At 75.1% G+C, this 18,094-nt stretch carries 10 protein-coding genes; 3 read left to right on the top strand and 7 right to left on the bottom strand.

Going from position 1 to position 18,094, the window contains the following annotated elements; genetic code table 11:
* Nucleotides 1–15: 15 nt before the first annotated feature.
* The 7 genes from BKA21_RS15100 to BKA21_RS15070 form a co-directional block, all read right to left on the bottom strand.
* On the bottom strand, nucleotides 16–4,458 hold the full coding sequence (locus BKA21_RS15100; protein WP_140459792.1) for a PKD domain-containing protein: 4,443 nt from the start codon (nucleotides 4,456–4,458) through the stop codon (nucleotides 16–18).
* A gap of 149 nt (nucleotides 4,459–4,607) precedes the next feature.
* Complete coding sequence (locus BKA21_RS15095) at nucleotides 4,608–8,135, bottom strand: PKD domain-containing protein (RefSeq protein WP_170209064.1); 3,528 nt, start codon at nucleotides 8,133–8,135, stop codon at nucleotides 4,608–4,610.
* 127 nt (nucleotides 8,136–8,262) lie between these two features.
* Nucleotides 8,263–9,006 (bottom strand): DUF4352 domain-containing protein, encoded by a 744-nt coding sequence (locus BKA21_RS15090; RefSeq protein WP_140459791.1) that lies wholly within the window; start codon nucleotides 9,004–9,006, stop codon nucleotides 8,263–8,265.
* Entirely contained in the window at nucleotides 9,003–9,779 is a 777-nt protein-coding gene (locus tag BKA21_RS15085; RefSeq protein ID WP_140459958.1) for a CDP-alcohol phosphatidyltransferase family protein, read from the bottom strand. Before BKA21_RS15085 ends, BKA21_RS15090 begins: the two co-directional genes overlap by 4 nt.
* A gap of 59 nt (nucleotides 9,780–9,838) precedes the next feature.
* On the bottom strand, nucleotides 9,839–11,041 hold the full coding sequence (locus BKA21_RS15080) for a DUF1972 domain-containing protein (protein ID WP_140459790.1): 1,203 nt from the start codon (nucleotides 11,039–11,041) through the stop codon (nucleotides 9,839–9,841).
* A 190-nt stretch (nucleotides 11,042–11,231) separates the two neighbouring features.
* Complete coding sequence (locus BKA21_RS15075; protein WP_140459789.1) at nucleotides 11,232–12,770, bottom strand: sugar transferase; 1,539 nt, start codon at nucleotides 12,768–12,770, stop codon at nucleotides 11,232–11,234.
* A 148-nt stretch (nucleotides 12,771–12,918) separates the two neighbouring features.
* Nucleotides 12,919–14,055 carry a glycosyltransferase gene (locus BKA21_RS15070; protein ID WP_239073000.1) on the bottom strand — a complete coding sequence of 379 codons (1,137 nt, stop codon included), beginning with the start codon at nucleotides 14,053–14,055 and terminating at the stop codon, nucleotides 12,919–12,921.
* Between the two features lie 81 nt (nucleotides 14,056–14,136).
* Here BKA21_RS15070 and BKA21_RS15065 point away from each other — a divergent pair, with 81 nt between their 5' ends.
* The 3 genes from BKA21_RS15065 (at nucleotide 14,137) to BKA21_RS15055 (ending at nucleotide 18,037) form a co-directional block, all read left to right on the top strand.
* Nucleotides 14,137–15,063, top strand: coding sequence for a glycosyltransferase family 2 protein (locus tag BKA21_RS15065; RefSeq protein ID WP_140459788.1), 927 nt, complete (start codon nucleotides 14,137–14,139; stop codon nucleotides 15,061–15,063).
* The gene (locus BKA21_RS15060) at nucleotides 15,060–16,193 is read left to right on the top strand and encodes a glycosyltransferase family 4 protein (RefSeq protein ID WP_170209063.1); all 1,134 of its coding nucleotides are present in this window, start codon (nucleotides 15,060–15,062) and stop codon (nucleotides 16,191–16,193) included. Before BKA21_RS15065 ends, BKA21_RS15060 begins: the two co-directional genes overlap by 4 nt.
* A gap of 236 nt (nucleotides 16,194–16,429) precedes the next feature.
* The gene (locus BKA21_RS15055; RefSeq protein ID WP_140459786.1) at nucleotides 16,430–18,037 is read left to right on the top strand and encodes a right-handed parallel beta-helix repeat-containing protein; all 1,608 of its coding nucleotides are present in this window, start codon (nucleotides 16,430–16,432) and stop codon (nucleotides 18,035–18,037) included.
* The last annotated feature ends 57 nt before the right edge of the window (nucleotides 18,038–18,094 follow it).

The following is an 18,094-nucleotide window of genomic DNA, read 5'->3' as shown; positions in this document are numbered from 1 at the left end:
GGGGCGTGCCGCCGATCATGGCACGACCGGGCGGGCCGTCAGGTCGCTCCACCGCACCGTGAGCGGCAGCACGGTGCTGGACGCGGACGTGTAGACCGAGACGCCCACCCCGCCGGCGCCCTGGAGCGCCGCCGCCGTGCTCGTCGAGGAGAGCGTCCAGGCCGCCGGCTCCTCCGTGCCCGCGCGCCAGACCTTGGCGCGCAGCGCGGTGGTGCCGCTCCCGTCGACCTGCAGGCGGACCCGCAGCTCCTCGCCCGCCGCGTAGGTGATCCCCGGCACGTTGACCTGCGTCAGCGTGGTCGTGGTGGTGCCGGTCGTCGAGATCAGCGACGCCCGGACGACGCCCGTGGCGAGCATCTTCAGGCGCAGCCGGTACCCCTCCGTGGCCGACGTGGACCGGCCGACGAGCTCGACGTCCGTCCCCGCGCCCGACGGCATCGCGTCGAGCGTGACGCCGGCGGTCAGGTCGGTGCTGGTCGACGAGACGGGCAGGAACGACGAGAGCCGGAAGCCGGCCCCCGTGACCCGCACCGCGCCAGCACCGTCCGCGACGGAGAAGTTCGCCGCCCCGCCGGAGACCGTCCACGCACCGCCGGTCGCCGTCTCGCCCCATCCGCCGGTCGTCGACCGGTCGAAGGTGTCCTCGGCGAACGGCGTGTCTGCCGGCGGGGTCACGACCGTGACGTCGGCGGTGGCGGACGCGGTCGCGCCGCGGTCGTCGGTCACGGTGAGCGTGACCGTGTACGTGCCGTCGGTCGCGTAGGTGTGCGTCGCGGTCGCGCCCTCACCGGTGCTGCCGTCGCCGAACTCCCACGCGTACGTGACCAGGTCGCCGTCCGGGTCGGCCGAGCCGGCCGCGTCGACGGAAACGTCCAGCCCGGTGGCCGTCGCCTCGAAGGCGGCGGTCGGCTCCACGTTCGGGGCCACGGCCGTGACCGTGCGCTCGGCCGTGGCGCTGCCGCCCCGGTCGTCGGTCACCGTGAGCGTCACGGTGTACGTGCCGCCCGCCGCGTAGGTGTGCGCGGCCGTCGCGCCCTCGCCGGTGCTGCCGTCGCCGAAGTCCCACGCGTACGTGGCGAGCGTGCCGTCCGGGTCCGCCGAGGCGGAGCCGTCGACCGTGAGGCCGAGGCCGTCCGCCGTCGCCGTGAAGTCAGCGGTCGGCAGCTGGTTCGGCGCCACGACCGTCACCTGCTCGGTCGCGACCGCGCTGGCCCCGCCGTCGTCGGTGACCGTGAGGCGGACCGCGTAGGTGCCGGCCTCGGCGTAGGTGTGCGACGCGGTCGCGCCCTCACCGGTGCTGCCGTCCCCGAAGTCCCAGGCGTAGGTCGCGACGGTCCCGTCCTCGTCGGTCGAGCCGGACCCGTCGACCTCGACCGTGAGGTCCGTCGCGGTGACGGCCGCGTGCGCCACCGGCGCCACGTTCGGCGGCGCGCCGGTCGTGCCGAGCGCGTGGTGCAGGGCCACCGTGGCCGGGTCGAGCACCGTGGAGTAGACCGCGACCTCGTCGATCGTGCCCGCGAACCAGGGCTGCGGGCCCCACGTCGTGTCGCCGAAGATCCGCCAGTACCCGGTGTAGTTCTGCGCGGCGGTCTGCGGGTGGGTGCCGACGAGCACGCCGTCGACGTACAGGCGCATGCCGTCGGGACCCTGCGTGGCGACCATGTGGTGCCACGCGCCGTCGTTGTACGCGGACGGCGACGTGATCGTGCTCGCCGTCCCCGTCCACACCCCGAAGGTGAGGCGGCCGTTCGTCTCCATGTACACGTGGCGGTCGTGGCTGCCGGAGGTGCCCGACGCGGTGCTGGCGAAGCCGATGAGCTTGCCGCCCGCGGTCGTGGTCGTGCGGAACCAGAGCTCCTCGGAGTACGTCGTCGGGTTGGTGAACGACTGCACGCTCGACACGGTGGTGCCCGTGAGCCCGGCGCTGCGCGCCGCGGTGTCGGTGACGCCGACGAGAGCACCCTCCTCGCCGCGGGTGTAGACGCCGCGGTACGTGCCGGCGACGCCGTTCGGACCGGAGTCGGCCGCGACGGTGCCCGACGTCTCCGACAGGCGCCAGTACAGGTCGGGGTCGGCGGCGTGCACGGCGGCGCCGTACGCGTCGGCCGGCGCGGGCGTCACGGTGGAGGTCCGCCCGGACGCCGTCCAGTGGCTGCTCACCTGGGCGGCCGTCAGCGGCGCCGGGTAGACGGCGACGTCGTCGATCGAGCCGGCGAGGTAGCCGCTGGTCGGGGCGTTGGGCCAGCCGCTGACGCTGTCCCCGCCGACCCGCCAGTACCCGGTGTAGGACTGGCCGGACACGGTGTCGGTCCGCTGGCCCACGCGTCGGCCGTCGACGTACAGACGCATGCCGCTCGCGCCGAGCGTCGCGACGACGTGGTGCCACTCACCGTCGTTGTAGGCGGTCGTGGTGGTCAGCGAGCGCACCGCGCCCGGGTACACGCCGAACGTGATCCGCCCGGCGTTGTCCATGTACACGTGCCGGTCGTAGCTGGTCGAGGTGCCGGTGGACGCCGAGCCGAACCCGACGATCTTGCCGCCGCGGGTGGAGGTCGTGCGGACCCAGGCCTCGACGGAGAGCGAGTCGCTCGCCTGCTCGGCCAGGGCCGTCGACGCCAGGCCGGTGGACGTGCCGCCGAAGGTCGCGCCCGCGTCGTCGCCGATCGCCCCCGCGGTGCCCCGGGTCACGCCGGCGCCCGTGGTCAGGTCGGCGGGGCCGGCCCAGTCGTAGGCCGTCGTGCCGGACTCCTCGCCGAGCGGCCAGTAGTGCACCGCGCCGTCCTCGAGCACGTCCTGGCTGTAGGCGGAGATGTCCCCGTCGGTCACGGTGACGGTGACCTGGTTGGTGATCGCCGTGTTGCCGAAGGGGTCGGTCGCCCGGACCCGGTACGTGTACGTCTGGCCCGGGGTCAGCCCGGTGTCGAGGAAGCGCATCGCCGGACGGTCCCAGACCACCGACGACGCGACCTCGGTGTGCACGACCGTGCCGTTGCGGGTGACGGTGTAGGTGAGGTCCTCGTTGTCCCGGTCGTAGTTGGCGCCCCAGCTGAGCCGCACGGTCCCCGCCTGGTACGAGACACCCGTCAGCGGCCACGTGTCCGAGGCCAGGCGCGGGCCCTGCTTGTTGGGCGCGGTCTCGGTGCGGGCGAAGCGGGCCAGGCCCTGCTGCCCCTTGTTGTTGACGATCGTGAACTCGCCGCCGTAGAGCAGGTACTCGTCGTCACCGGTGACGGTCCACGGCCCCTGCCCCTGCCCGGTGTACGAGCCCGAGTTGATCTCGGGGTACCAGTTCAGCAGCGTCGGCGCGGGGTTGCCCTCCCAGTTGAAGTACCCGTGCGGGTCCTTGGTGACCGTGCCCGTGGCCTCCTTGGAGAACGCCAGGGCACGGTAGAAGGTCCACTGCGGCTCCGTCTGCGGGAAGCCGCCGACGTTGCCGCAGTAGTGCGGGTGGCCGGCGACGTACAGGGCGTCGCCCTGCGGCCAGGCCGCGTACGTGTCGCCGTGGCAGTCCTCGACCCACACGAGCGCACCGGTCGACCAGCTGCCGCGGGCGGCACCCTCGAGGTTGCCCGTGCTGCCGAACACGTAGCCGGTGACGTAGAAGCTGTCGCCGTCGGTCGACAGGCTCGTGATCGACGCCTGCGTCGAGCCGTTGCGGACGAGCCCGTTGATCGGCAGCGGGAGGGACGCGCCGGTGGTCGCGTCGACACGCGCCAGGCCGTAGCCGGGGTTGTTGGAGCCGTTGACGGCGGTGAAGCTCCCCCCGAGGAGCACCTGGGTGCCGTCGGGCGAGACGGTCAGCGCGCTCACCGACCCGTCGGCGACCTCCGGCGCCCACGGCAGGACCGCGCCCGTGGCCGCGTCGAACGCCGCGACCCGGTTGCGTGCCTCACCGCCGGCGTTGGTGAAGACACCGCCCACGTACACCGTCGTGTCCGTCGCGACGATCGCGCGCACCTGGGCGTCGACGCCCGGCGCGAACGAGGACAGCAGCGCCCCGGTGGCCGCGTCGAACGCGGCGATGCGGTAGCGGGCCTCGCCGGCGATCGACGTGAAGTTGCCGCCGACGTAGACGCGGCTGCCGTCGGGCGATGCCGCGACCGCCCGGACCTGCGCGTTCGGGTTCGGGGCCCACGACGCGTCGAGCACCCCGGTCTCGAGGTCGTACGCCAGCAGGTTCGCCCGCGCCACGTTCTCGGTGCCGACCTTCGCACCCGCCGGCCGGGCGTTCGCGAAGTCGCCGCCCGCGAACACCCGCGACCCCGCGATCGCCTGCTGCCACGCGACCCCGTCGATCTGCACGGTCGGCAGGGAGTCCGCCGCGGCGGTCTGCGTGACGCCCTCGGCCGGCCGGGTGTCGGCGACGGCGGCCGGTGCCGCGACAGCCGTCGCCGCCGCGACGAGCGCGGTGGCGACGAGGGCCGAGATCGTGCGGGAGAGTCCGCGGGGAGCACGCATGAGGCCACCTCGTGATCGGTGCGCGGGCGGGGGTGCCGCGCGCACCGATCGTATGGGCCCAGATCCCCATGAACCCGGTCCAAACCGGGTGAACTGGACAGGCATCCGGGTGAAACGGAGCACGTCCGCCGTGGGGCGCGCCGGGGACGTCAGGGCTGGACGGCCGTGGCCCGCACCCCGCTCCACCGCACCGTCTGCGGCAGCGTGGTGGTGGACGACGAGGTGTACACCGACAGGCCCACGCCGCCGGCGACCTGGAGCGCCGCCGTGCTGCTGGTGCCCTGCACCGTCCACGCCGCCGGCTCGGCGGTGCCCGCGGGCCACACCTTCAGCCGCAGCTGGGTCGGGGCCGTCCCGTCCACCTGGAGCCGCACCGAGAGCGCCTGCCCGGCCGTGTAGGTGACGCCGGGCACGTTCACCTGCGCCACCGTGGTGGTGGTGCCGGCCGAGGTGCCGATGACCGACGCCCGGACGACGCCCGTCGGCAGCATCTTCAGCCGGGCCCGGTACCCGTCGGAGGCCGTCACCGTGCGACCGGCCACCTCGAGGTCCGTCCCCGCGCCCGACGGCATGACGTCCATGGCGACGTCGACGCGCACGTCCGCGCTCGTCTGCTGCACCGGCAGCGACGAGGTGAGCCGGAACCCTGCCCCGGTGACGCGCATCGCGCCCGAGCCGGACCCGACCGAGAAGTTCGCGGCGCCGCCCGCCAGTGCCCAGCTGCCGCCGACGTCGGCGGCGCCCCAGCCGCCGGTCACGGTCCTGGTGAACGCGTCGGCCGCGAACGGCTCGTCCGCCGGGGGTGCCGTGACGGTGACCTGCCGCTCGGCCGTGGCCGTCGCGCCGTCGTCGTCGGTCACGGTCAGCGTGACGGTGTACGTGCCGGCTGCCGCGTAGGTGTGCGACGCGGTCGGCCCGGTGGCGGTGCCGCCGTCGCCGAACGTCCACGCGTACGCCTCGACCGTCCCGTCGGGGTCGGTGGAGCCCGAGCCGTCCACGTCCACGCGCAGCCCCGCCGTGGTCGCCGCGACCTGCGCCGCGGGCGACTGGTTGGGCGGCGGCGCGGTCACGGTGACCTGCCGGGCGGTCTCGTCCGTGTCACCGTCGTCGTCGGTGACCGTGAGCGTCACCGTGTACGTCCCGGCAGCGGCGTAGGTGTGGCGGAACGTCCGGCCGGTGGCCGTGCGGCCGTCCCCGAGGTCCCACGCGTAGGACTCGACCGTGCCGTCGGCGTCCGACGACGCGGACGCGTCGAGCGCGACCTCGAGCCCCGTGGCCACCGCCTCGAAGGACGCGACGGGTGCCTGCGCGCCGAGCGTGCCCGTGGTCCCGAGCACGTGGTGGGACGAGACCTTGGCGGCCGTGAGCGCGAACGGGTAGACGGCCACCTCGTCGACCGCACCGCTGAGGTTGCCCGACGCCGGCTGGTTGGGCCAGCCGCTGAGGCTGTCGCCGCCGATGCGCCAGAACCCGCTCATGTTGCGGCCCGACGCGTTGTCGGCCCGCGACGCGACGAGCTCGCCGTCGACGTACAGGCGCATGCCCGCCGTGCTCATCGTGCCGACCACGTGGTGCCACTGGCCGTCGTTGACGCGCCCCGGCGAGCGCACGGTGCGGTTCTGCCCCGGGCTGGCCCCGAACTGGACGCGTCCGGCGCTGTCGACGTAGAGCTGGCGGTCACGGGTGCTGCTCGTCCCGGTCAGGCTCGCGCTGTTGCCGAAGCCGGCGATCCAGCCACCGGCGGTGGACGTGGTGCGGACCCACGCCTCGACGCTCAGCTCGTTCATGTTCTGCTGGCGGGCGGGCGCGACCACACGGCCGTTGGTGCCGCCGAGGGTGTAGGCGCCGGTGGCGTCGCCGGTGATCGCGCCGGCGGTGCCGCGGGTGACGGCCGTGCCGACGGAGGCGTCGTTCGTCCCCGCGGAGTCGCGGGCGTTGCCGGACGTCTCGCCGAACCGCCAGTAGTGCGACGCGCCGTCCGCCATGACCGCGAGCGCGTACGGGCTGAGGGTTCCGGTGCCGTCGGCGGTGACCTGGACCGACGGGCTGGTCACCGCGTTGCCGTCGGGGTCGGTGACCCGGACGGCGTAGGTGTACGTCGCACCCGCGGTCAGGCCGGTGTCGGTGTGCCCCTGCTCGGGCCGCTTCCACACGACGGACTGCTTGACGCCGGACCACACCGGGCTGCCGTTGCGCAGCACCGTGTAGGTGAGGTCCTGGTTGTCGAAGTCGGCGTTCGCGGTCCACGACACGCGGACAGCCCCGGCGCCCACGGACCGCGCCGTCGGCGTGAAGTCCGCGGCGGTGAAGCGCGGGCCCGCGTCGCGGGGCGCGATGTCGGCGACCGCGAACCGGGCCAGGCCCTGCTGGCGGCGGAGGTTGACGTTGAGGAACTCGCCGCCCATGACGATGTAGCGGCTGTCGCCCGTGACGGCCCAGGGCCCCTGGTTCTGCCCCGTGTACAGGCCGGTGTCGAGGTCCGGGTACCAGTTGAGGACGGTCGGGGCGGGCGTGCCCTCGAAGTTCGTGTACCCGAGGTGCTCGCGCCCGGCCGTCTGCGTCGCGGCCTTGGTGAGGGCGTTGGCACGGTAGAACTGCCACTCGTCGAACTGCGGAGTGCCCCCGATGTTGCCGCAGTAGTGGGCGTGGCTCGCCGAGTAGACGACGTCGCCCTGGGGGTGCACGGCGTAGGTGTCGCCGTGGCAGTCCGCCACCCAGGTGATCGCACCGGTGTCCCAGTCGGCGGCGAAGACGCCTTCGAGCGTGCCGCCGCCGCGGCCGAAGGTGTACCCGACGCCGTACATGTTGTCGGCGTCGCCGGACAGGTTGAGGATCGAGCCCGCCGTGCCGCCGTTGCGGATCTGCGAGGTGGCCGGGAACGGCAGCGCGGCACCGGTCACCGCGTCGACGCGGGCCAGCCCGTCGGGGGCGGCGGTGCTGCCGTTGAAGGAGAGGAAGTTGCCGCCGACGATCACCGTCGCGCCGTCGGGCGAGACCGTCAGGGCGCTGACCGAGCCGTCGTCGACGGTCGGGTTCCACGGCAGCAGGGCGCCGTTCGCGGCGTTGAACGCCGCGAGGCGCGTGCGCGGCGAGCTGCCGGCCTGCGTGAAGATCCCGCCCACGTAGACGGTGGTGTTGGTGGCCGCGATGGCGCGGACCTGGCCGTTCGTCCCGGCGTTGAAGCTGGTGACGAGGTTGCCGGTCGCGGCGTCGAAGGCGGCGATGCGGTAGCGGTTCTGGCCGGCGACGGTGGTGAAGTTGCCGCCGATGTACACGCGCGACCCGTCGGGGGACTTCACGACGGCCCGCACCTGGGCGTTCGGGTTCGGCGCCCAGCTGCTGTCGAGCACCCCGGTCCGCACGTCGAACCGCAGGAGGTTGTTGCGGACGACCTCGTTGGTGCCGGCCGCCGCACCGGCGGGACGGGCCCTCGTGAACTCGCCGCCGGCGTAGACGGTGTTCCCGGTGAGCGTCTGCTGCCAGACCACGCCGTTGTGCTGCACGGTCGGCAGGGAGTCGGCCGTGACGGTGGCCGGCTGCCCGGCGGGTGGCGCCGTGTCGGCCGCCGCGCCGGTCGCACCGACGGCCACCATCCCGGTGGCGACGACGACGGAGGCGGTCAGCGCGGCGATCGCGCGGGACCACCACGGACGGGCGTGGACTCGACGGACGGACATGCTGCACCCCGGGCGCTCGGACGGTAGGACCGTTCGAGCGTACGAGCACAAAGCCCGGCAAAACCGGACAGGTCGGGTGAAACACCTGTCCGAACGGGTGATCTCTGGGCGGGCGTCCAGGGGACGCTCAGGCGCCCGGGCCCGCCCCCTCGAAGAGCACCGTGGTCACGGTCGGGTCGTGGCTGACGGTGACCTGCAGCGGGTCGCGCAGACCGGCGTCGAGCGCGAAGACGTACGTGGCGGTGGCGGTCTCGCCCGGGGCGAGCTCCCCGGCCAGCACGTCGACGCCGGGGCCGCTGAGCGGCTCGCCGGGCACCCGGTCGGTACCGCCGTAGACGTTGACGACGCTCGTGCCGAGGTCCAGCGGCTCGTCGGTGCCGTTGGTGACCTCGACGGTCACGCGCACGGCGGGGCCGGCGACCTCGCCGGGTCCCTGCGCCTCGCCCTCGACGGCCTCGACGGCCCCGAGCCGCGCCGTGACGCCGCTGTCGAACGTGGCGGTCGCGTCGAGCGCGACCGCGTCCTCGGTGGTCGGGTCGAACCCCTGCTCGGGGTCGGGGTCGTCGGTCGCCCCGCCGCCCGGCTCCCCGGGCGCGGGCGTCGTGGGGTCGGGCACGGGCTCGCCGGACGCGTCGGGCCCGGCGGTCGCCGTCGGGCCCGACGTGACGGGCGCGGTGGCCGTGGGGCTCGCGGTGGCGGCGACGTCGCCACCGCCGGCGACGACCGCCCACGCCGTCGCACCGACCGCGAGCGCGGCCACGGCGCCGGCGGCGACCACGAGGACGCGGCGTCGACGGTCGTCGGGGGTCTGCGGCGGGCGGGCGACGAGCTCGCCGCCCGGGGGCCGGACCGGCCCGACCTCGCCGGTCACTGCTCGCCGCCGAGCGCCTGGCCGGTCGGGCGGCGCAGTCCGCGCATCTCGCGGAACCAGGAGCCCATGGCCAGGGCGAGGTAGCCCGCGGTCGCCAGGCCCAGCAGGCCGTAGACGACGAGGAAGGGCAGGGTGGCGCCGTAGAGCAGGAAGGCCAGGCAGAGCACGCCGTAGTCGGTCGGGGCGACGACGAGGGAGCGCAGCACCGACGGGCGCGACCCGTCGGCCGTGGCGCGCATCGTCTGCCCGGCCTGACGGCGCAGCTGGTCGTTGAGGATCATGGTGAAGAACAGCACGGACCACACGGCCGAGTAGGCCAGGGGCACGAGCAGCCACACGTCGGCCACGACGTCGGCCCGGAACAGCCCGACGAGCAGCGCCAGGTGCAGGCTCGACACCTTCACGGCGTCGATGACGTGGTCGAGCCACTCCCCCGCGATGCTGCCGCCGCCGCGCAGCCGGGCGACCTGGCCGTCGGCGGAGTCGAACGCGTACCCGACCAGCAGCAGCACGGCCACGAGCACGCCGGTCCACCAGGCCGGCGGCGCGAGGGCGAGCAGCGCGATCGCGGAGAACGTCCACGCGGCGCTGACGAGCGTCACCTGGTTGGGCGTCAGGCCGGCCCGGTACGCCCACGCCGCGAGCACCCGCCCGGCACGCCGGTTGACGAAGCGCGAGTACGCGGGGGCGCCCTTGGCGCCCTTCTGCACGCCGCCGAGGCGCTGCAGGGTCTGCGCGAACGTCTCGTCGGGCCGGACGGCGGTGGCGGTCACGGGCGGGTCCTCCTGGGGGGTCGGCCGACGGGTCGGCTCGGGGGTCGGGGCGGGCGGGGTCACCGCTGCGTCCCTGCGGTCGCGGGGCGGTCGGCGTCGGCCGGTGCGGGGCGACGCCGGCCGCTCGGGCGCCGCCGGCCGCGCGCCTGCCCCGCGGCCAGGCGGCGGCACAGGTCCTCGTAGCGGTCGGTGACGTCGTCCCAGTCGTAGTCGTCGGCCCGTCGGCGCAGCGCCTGCCCGCGGGCGACGGCCGCCGCGGGGTCGGCCTCGGCGGCGGCGACCTCGCGCGCGACGTCGTCGGGCGTGGCGAACCAGCGGCCGGCGGCGCCGAGCACCTCGCGGTTGAACCCGACGTCGAAGGCGACGGTCGGGGCGGAGGCCCCGATGGCCCGCAGCAGCGACGGGTTGGTGCCGCCGACGCTGTGCCCGTGCAGGTAGGTGAGGGCGTTCGCGTAGAGCTCGTCGAGCAGCTCCGCGTCCCAGACGCCGCCGAGCAGGCGCACGCGGTCGTCGGCGGCGGCCTGCACGCGGCGGGTGTACTCGTCCGCGTACGGCGCGGAGCCGACCACCACGAGCGGGAGGGTCGCGGACGAGCGCCGGTACCCCTCGACGATCTGCTCCACGTGGTTCTCCGGCTCGAACCGGGCGACGACGAGGTGGTACCCGTGCCGCTGGAGGCCCAGCTCCGCGACGCGTCCCGCCCCCGCGCCGTCGAGCACGGGCGCACCGTAGGCGATCAGCTCGGTGGGCGCGTCGAACTCGGCCGTGTAGTAGTCGGCGATGCCCTGGGCGTCGGCGATGAGGGCGTCGGACCAGCGCACGGCGAGCCCCTCGGCGGCACGGTAGTAGCGCCTGCCGGTGCCGCCCCACTTGGCCCGGCGCCACTCGAGGCCGTCGACGTGCGTGGCCACGGGCACGCGGCGGGCGCGCAGCACGGGCAGCAGGGGCGCGTTCGCGGCGTTGAACAGGACCGCGGCGTCCGCCGGCCGGCGCAGCTGGTGGCCCACGGACAGCGTGGTGTGGCTGAGGGTCTCGAGCGAGCGGCGGCGCAGCGCGGGTAGGTGCACCAGGCGCATGCCGCGGTAGGCGGGGACCCGCTCCTGCGGGTCGGGCGTGCGGCAGTACACGAGCACGTCGTGGCCGCGGTCGGCCAGGCGGGACCCGACCTCCTCGACGCAGGTCTCGAAGCCCCCGTAGCGGGCGGGGACCCCTCGGGTGCCGATGAGCGCGATGCGCAGCGGGCGGGCCGGCGCGGTCGTCATCGGCGTCCTCTCGTCGTGGTCGTGGTCGTGCTGGTGGTCGTGCTCGTCCAGCCTGCCCGCGCGCGGCCGGGAAGACCAGGGTGACGTGCGCGGGCCGGACGGGGTGCGGCGGGCACGGTGCCCGGGCAGGCCGACGGCCCGGCCACCGGCCGGGCCGTCGTGCGCCCCTGCGCGGGGCGGTCGCGCGGGCTCAGTACGCCCCCGCGCCGCCGACGACCGCGCGGAAGGTCTTCCACAGGATCATCAGGTCCATGGTCACGGACCAGTTGTCGACGTAGCGCAGGTCGAGGCGGATCGACTCGTCCCACGGCAGGTCCGACCGGCCGCTGACCTGCCACAGACCGGTGATCCCCGGCTTGACGTTGAGCCGCTGGTGCACCGCGTCGTGGTAGGCGCTGACCTCCTCGCGCAGCGGCGGGCGCGGCCCGACGAGCGACATGTCGCCGCGCACCACGTTCCAGAACTGCGGGAGCTCGTCGAACGACAGCCGGCGCAGCACCCGGCCCACGGGCGTGATGCGCGGGTCGGCGGCCATCTTGAACATCAGGCCGTCGCGGTCGCTGCGGTCGAGCAGCTCGGCACGGCGGCGGTCCGCGTCGACGTACATGCTCCGCAGCTTCCAGATCCGGAACTCCCGGCCGTCCACCCCGACACGGGTCTGGGTGTAGAACGCCGGCCCGGGCGACGTGAGCCGCACCGCGAGGGCGCCGGCGGCGATGACGGGCGAGAGCAGGACCAGCGCGACCAGGCCCAGCACGCGGTCGAGGACCGCCTTGGCCATGAGGCGGCGCCGGGGCGGCTCGATCTCCAGGCGCAGCAGGGACAGCCCGGCGGTCGGGTGCACGGTGACGCGCTCCTGGGCGACCTCGACGAGGCCGGGCGCGACGACGAGCTCGGCACCCGCGCGGCGCAGGGCCCACGAGAGCCGGCGCAGGGCGGGCCCGCCGAGGGCGTCCCCGGCGACGACGACGACCTGCACGGCGTGGTCGTGCACGACCTGCGGGATGTCCGACAGCGCTCCCAGCGTGGGGAGCGGGACCTGGGCGGCCTCGTCGTCGACGACGTCCGCGAGGCAGGTGCCGATGACGAGGTAGCCGTGGTGCGGGGCGGTGCCGAGGTCGCGGACCAGGTCACGCACGGAGACGGTGGAGCCGACGACGATCGTGCGCATCATGGCCTGGCCCCGGGCCCGGGAGGCGTGCAGCACGCGGCGGTGCACGTAGCGGCCGGCGCACGCGAGCGTCACGAGGGCGGGCAGCCCGACGAGGACCGCCTCGCGCGGCACCTGGACGGGGGTGAGGAACGCGACGGCCATGAGGACGGCCGCGACCACGACGGCCGAGCGCAGGACGACCTGGAACTCGGCGGGCCCGTCGCCGAGGTTGTGGCGCTCGTACCCGCGCAGGGCGGCGACGAAGGACACGTGCGTGCCCGTGGCGAGCAGGCCGAGCAGGCCCGCGGTCAGCCAGCCGGCGCCGCCGAGCGCGGCCGCGGCGACCACGACGGCGAGGGCGACCACGACGTCGATCGCGACGGTGATCCGCTGGTAGCCGCTCGCGCTGCGCGTCCACGGCATCGCGCCGAGCACGTCCTCGCCCGAGTTGTGCTCGGTGGGGCGTCGGACGAAGGGCTCCGGCGACGCCCACGAGCGCCGCGGGTGCAGCGCCGGTCGCCGCCGCTCCACCCACGTCTCGGCCCGATCGGCACCGGAGTCGGCCGTCAGCGTCATGAACACGCACCCCCCTCGAAAGCGAACTGCGCATGAACGTAGTGCCGGAGGTATGTCCAGATCCTCCCTTCTCGACCGTTTTCACCCGCGCGGCCCGTGCAGTTCACCCGTCCCGGTGGACGGGTGGCACGGACGACGCCGGGGCAGGTCAGGGGGTCGGCAGCAGCCAGGCGTCGGCGGCACGGCGACCGTCGACCGCGGGCAGGTCGGCCCGGACGTCGGCGGCGGGCCGCCCGGCGTCGAGGAGCGCGACCACGGCGGCGGCGACGTCGGCGGCGGGGGCGGCGGGGTCGAGGACGCGGTGCCCGTGCTCCTCGAGCCACCCGGCGAGGCCGCCCTCGGTGGTCGTCACCACGGCGCACCCGTGCGCGAGCCCCTCGACGACGGGCAGGCCGACCTGCTCGCGCCAGGTGCGGGTGCGCTGCGAGAGCAGGACCGCGACGGCGTGGGTGCGCTGCAGGGCGTGCACCTGCTCGCGGGGCGGGTCGACGACGACCGTGACCTCGTCGCGGGACGCGGCGAACGCCCGGACCTCGTCGAGCAGGGGTCCGGTGCCCACGAGCGTGAGCCGGGCGTCGGGCCGCCGCGCGACGACCGACGGCCACGCCGCGAGGAGCTCGGGCACGCCCTTGCGCGCCTCGAAGGCGCCGACGAACAGGACCCCGCCGGCCGCGGGCGCCGGCGGTCCGCACGGGCAGGGGGCGGGCAGCGCGGGCACGAGGGTGTGCGCGGCCCGCTCCAGCAGGGCGGGCGTGAGCCGGCGGTACAGGTCGAGGGAGGCCTGCGTGCCGTGCACGACCCGGTCGACGCGCCGGGCGACGTGCCCGACGAGCCACCGGTCGAGCGCGCGCCGCGCGCGCCCGGGCAGCCCGGGGCGCGCGGGCGGGCGCCACGGGTCGTCGTTCGCGATCGCGTACGTCACGACGACGGGCCGCGGGCGACGGCGCAGGCGGGCGGCCGTGTCGACGGCGGCGAGCGCGAGGGCGGTGCGGCGCAGGCTCGAGACCATGAGCGGCTCGTTGACCTCGACCTCGCGCACGTCGGAGCGGGCCAGCACCCAGGCGGCCCGCAGGGGGCCCGCCTCGACGAGGTCGAGCCCGGCGGCGAGGTCCGCGTCGAAGTCGTAGCGCCGGCGCCGGTAGACGATCGAGGCGGGCGCCAGCTCGTGGGCGCGCTCCAGGTGGGCGGTGCGGACCGTCTCGTAGAGCCGCACGCGCGGCAGGCGCACGGTGCTCGGGCGGACGGTGCGGGCCGGGGCCCCGGCCCCGGTGGTCCCCTGCGGCACGGGCACCCCTCTCGCTCGTCGTCGGCGGTCTCACCCGCGGTCCGGCCGTCGCCCGGCTGCTCGACAAGATAGCGTTCGAGCGTGCTGGGGATCGTCGTCGTGAGCTTCGGCTCCGCACCGCTGCTGCGGGAGAACCTCGCCGCCGTCGACCTCGCCGCCCTGCGGACGCCGCACCGGGTCGTGGTCGTGGACAACCTGCGGGACGCCCGCTCGCGCGCCGCGGTCCGTGCGTGCGCGCAGGAGCACGGCTGGGACCTGGTCGCGCAGGACGCGAACCCGGGCTTCGGCGCGGCGGCCGACGCGGGCGTGCGCCGCGCGGCCGCGCTCGGGTGCACGGCCGTCGTCCTGGTCAACCCGGACGCGCGCGTGGACGCCCCGACGCTGGACGCGCTGGCCGAGCAGGTCGCACGCACGCCCCGCGCGCTCGTCTCGCCGCGCGTCGACCGCGCCGACGGGCGGCCGTGGTTCACCGGCGGCGAGATCGACGTGGCCGCGGGCCGCACCCGCAACGTGGTCACGGACGGGACGCCGCAGGCGCACGGCTGGGTGTCGGGCGCGTGCCTGGCGGCGTCGGTGGCGTGGTGGGACGCGCTCGGGGGCTTCGACGACGACTACTTCCTCTACTGGGAGGACGTCGACCTGTCGTTCCGGTGCACGGCCGCCGGCGGCACCGTGCTGGTGCGGCAGGACCTGGTGGCGGTGCACGACGTGGGCGGCACGCAGGACGCGGCGCACGGGGGCGCGAAGTCCGCGACCTACTACCGCTGGAACACCCGCAACCGGCTGGTCTTCGCCGCCAAGCACCTGCCCGCGGCCGACGTGCGGCGGTGGTTGTGGCGCACGCCGGGGTATGCGCGCGCCGTGCTGCTGCGCGGGGGGCGGCGCCAGCTGCTGCGCCCGTGGGGCCCGGTGTGGGCGGTGACCCGCGGGTCGGCCGAGGGCGCGGGCTGGGCGGTCCGGGCGCTCGTGCGCCGCCCGCGCGGTGCTCGCACGGCGGTGACGGCGTGACCGGCCGCGGCGGCGGGCCCGCGGGCGGGCGGGTCGGGATCGACGCGCACGTGCTCGACGGCAAGTTCCAGGGCTCACGCACCTGGGTGCTGGAGATCCTCCGCCGCGCCCCCGCCCTGGCCCCGGACCTGACCTTCGTCGTCTACACCGGCGACCCGGTGGCGGCGGCGGCGCTGCTCGGCCCGGCGCCGAACGTCGAGCACCGTCTCCTGCCGCCGCAGGGCGCGGTGGCCCGCAACCTGGCGTTCTGGCCGGCGGCGGTCCGCGACGACCGGCTGGACGTGCTGGTGACGCAGTACTTCAGCCCGCCGCGCCACCCGCGCCGCCAGCTCGTGGTGGTGCACGACGTGCTGTTCCACACCCACCCGGAGTTCTTCGACGTGCGGACCCGCTGGCGCAACCGCCTGCTCGTCGGGTGGTCGGCCCGGCGTGCGGGCACCGTCGCGACCGTGTCGGACTACTCGCGCCGCGAGATCGCCCGCGCGTACGGACGCGCCGAGGCCGACGTGCTGCTGGTGCGCAACGGCGTGGACGTCTCGGCGGCGACCGGCACGGGCACCCTCCCGGCGGCCGTGCCCCCGGGCACGCGGTACGCCCTGATGGTGGGCCGGCTCGAGCCGCGCAAGAACCTGCGCCTGGCCCTGGACGCCCTGGCGCTGGTCGACGACCCCGACGTCCGGCTCGTCGTGGTGGGCCGCGACGACTTCGAGGACCCGCGGACGCTCGCGCGCCTCGCGGCCGAGCCGCGGGCCGTGCACCTGCAGGACGTGCCGCAGGACGCCCTGTGGGAGCTGTACCGCCGGGCGTCCGTGCTGGCCTTCCCCTCGCTGGGCGAGGGCTGGGGGATCCCCGTGCTGGAGGCGCTCGCGGCGGGCACGCCCGTCGTGGCCTCGGACGCGACGGCGATCCCGGAGGCCGGCGGGGACGTGTGCTCGTACGTCGACCCCACCGCCCCCGGGGCGGCCGCGGCCCTCGCGGCGCGGCTGCGCGAGGCGTTCGACGGGCGGCTCCCGTTCGACGCGGAGGCCGCCCGACGCCACGTCGGACGGTTCACATGGGACGACTCTGCTGTGACCTTCGTCACATCAACGCGTGTCGCACTGGAACGTGCCGGGAGTCACGCCGGTTAGTCACCCGAATGGCGGTGCTGGTCACCGCCGGTGCCCCCGAACGGGGGTGCGGGCTTTGACCGATTCGTTTCACCCGCCTGTCGGACATTCGTCCAGACAGGTCCGCGAAGGTCCCGTTAACGACCTCCTCCTTCCAGCCGAATGGCTCCTCGTCGGGCCGCTCCCAGGCTCGACGGCGCAAGGCCGGATCACCCCCGCGGTCCGGACGGCGCCCACCCGCCTGAAGGAGCCCGACCATGTCCGCTGCGCCCCACAGCGCCTCGTTCGCCCGCCGCGCCCTCGCCGTGACCGCCGCGTCCGCGCTCGGCACCACCCTCCTGCTGACCCTCCCGGCGCAGGCCGCGACCGAGCCCGGCTACGTCAGCCAGGCCCAGTCCGCCGCCGCGCTGCCGCCGGTGGCCGTGGACGCGTTCGGGCGCACCACGACGGGCGGCTGGGGCAGCGCGACGACGGGTGGCGCGTGGACGACGACCGGTGGCACGGCGACGGACTTCTCCGTCGCCGGGGGCGTCGCCGCCATGAAGGTCCGCGGCGCCGGGTGGCACCTGGGTGCGCAGCTGGCGGCCGCGAGCACCTCCGAGGCGGAGGTGCAGGCCCAGGTCGGCCTCGACAAGCTGCCGTCCGCCGGCAGCGTGGACCTCGACGTCACCGGCCGCGCGGTCGACGCGTCGAAGGGCTACAAGCTCCGCACCAAGGTCATGGCCGACGGCTCCGTGCGGCTCTCGCTCGTCGCGGCCGGCGCCACGACCACCACGATCGCCAGCCAGACCACGACCGGCCTGCGCCTGGCCCCCGGCGGCCAGCTCGAGGTGCGCCTGCAGGTGACCGGCACCAGCCCGACCGCGCTGCAGGCCAAGGCGTGGCCGGTCGGCACGGCCGAGCCCGCCGCCTGGAACCTCGCCGTGAGCGACTCGACCGCAGGCCTGCAGGTGCCCGGCGGCCTGGCGCTGTCGACGTACACCTCGGGCTCCGCGACCAACGTCCCGATCACCTCGCGGTTCTCCGACGTGTGGGTCGGCACCGCGCCCGCCGAGGCCGTCGCCCCCGGGGTCATGGCCAGCACCGCCGAGGCGTACGGCCCGACCGAGCTCACCACGGGCACCCCGGTCGGTACGCGCCTGACGGTCCACCAGGGCAACCTGACGCTGAGCACGCCCGGCCAGGTCGTCAGCGGCCTCGACGTCCGCGGCTTCGTCAAGGTGACGGCGCCCAACGTCACGATCAAGAACTCGATCATCCGCGGCGCGGCGACGTCCAAGCAGACCGCGCTCATCACCAACGCCACGGTCGGCGCGTCGGTCAAGGTGGTCGACACCGAGCTGTACAACTCCGCCCCCGGCCCCTGGGTCGACGGCCTGCGCGGCTCGAACTTCACGCTCACCCGGGTCAACGTCCACGACGTCATCGACATGGCGCACATCTACGGCGACAACGTCGTCATCGAGGACTCCTACCTGCACGACAACCTGCACTACGAGGTCGACCCGGCGCAGAACAACACCCCGAGCCACGACGACAGCATCCAGATCCAGAAGGGCACGAACATCAAGATCACGGGCAACCGGATCGAGGGCGCCTACAACACGGGCATCCAGTTCACCCAGGACCAGGGCATCGTCTCCAACGTCACGGTCGACCAGAACTACCTCGACGGCGGCGGCTGCACGGTCAACCTGGCCGAGAAGGGCAAGGGCCCGTTCCAGGGCATCACGATCACGAACAACACCTTCGGGCGCACCACCAAGCACTACAACTGCGCGATCATCTCGCCCACCACGACGAAGCCGGTGACGGCGAACAACTACTTCGTCGACGGCGTCGTCGCCGCGGTCCGCAAGGGCTGACCGCAGCACCGCAGCACCACCACGAGCCCGCCCCTCGCGTGAGGGGCGGGCTCGTGC

This window comes from Cellulomonas oligotrophica (genome assembly GCF_013409875.1).
GTDB classification, from domain to species: domain Bacteria; phylum Actinomycetota; class Actinomycetes; order Actinomycetales; family Cellulomonadaceae; genus Cellulomonas; species Cellulomonas oligotrophica.
Note: the sequence above shows the minus strand (reverse complement) of the source record. Positions and strands in the feature narration are given on the sequence as shown.

What these genes read in the sequence shown, in the direction of transcription:
- BKA21_RS15100 (WP_140459792.1), bottom strand. Translation starts at nt 4,458, where the DNA reads ATGCGTGCTCCCCGCGGACTCTCCCGCACGATCTCGGCCCTCGTCGCC.
- BKA21_RS15095 (WP_170209064.1), bottom strand. Translation starts at nt 8,135, where the DNA reads ATGTCCGTCCGTCGAGTCCACGCCCGTCCGTGGTGGTCCCGCGCGATC.
- BKA21_RS15080 (WP_140459790.1), bottom strand. Translation starts at nt 11,041, where the DNA reads ATGACGACCGCGCCGGCCCGCCCGCTGCGCATCGCGCTCATCGGCACC.
- BKA21_RS15075 (WP_140459789.1), bottom strand. Translation starts at nt 12,770, where the DNA reads ATGACGCTGACGGCCGACTCCGGTGCCGATCGGGCCGAGACGTGGGTG.
- BKA21_RS15055 (WP_140459786.1), top strand. Translation starts at nt 16,430, where the DNA reads ATGTCCGCTGCGCCCCACAGCGCCTCGTTCGCCCGCCGCGCCCTCGCC.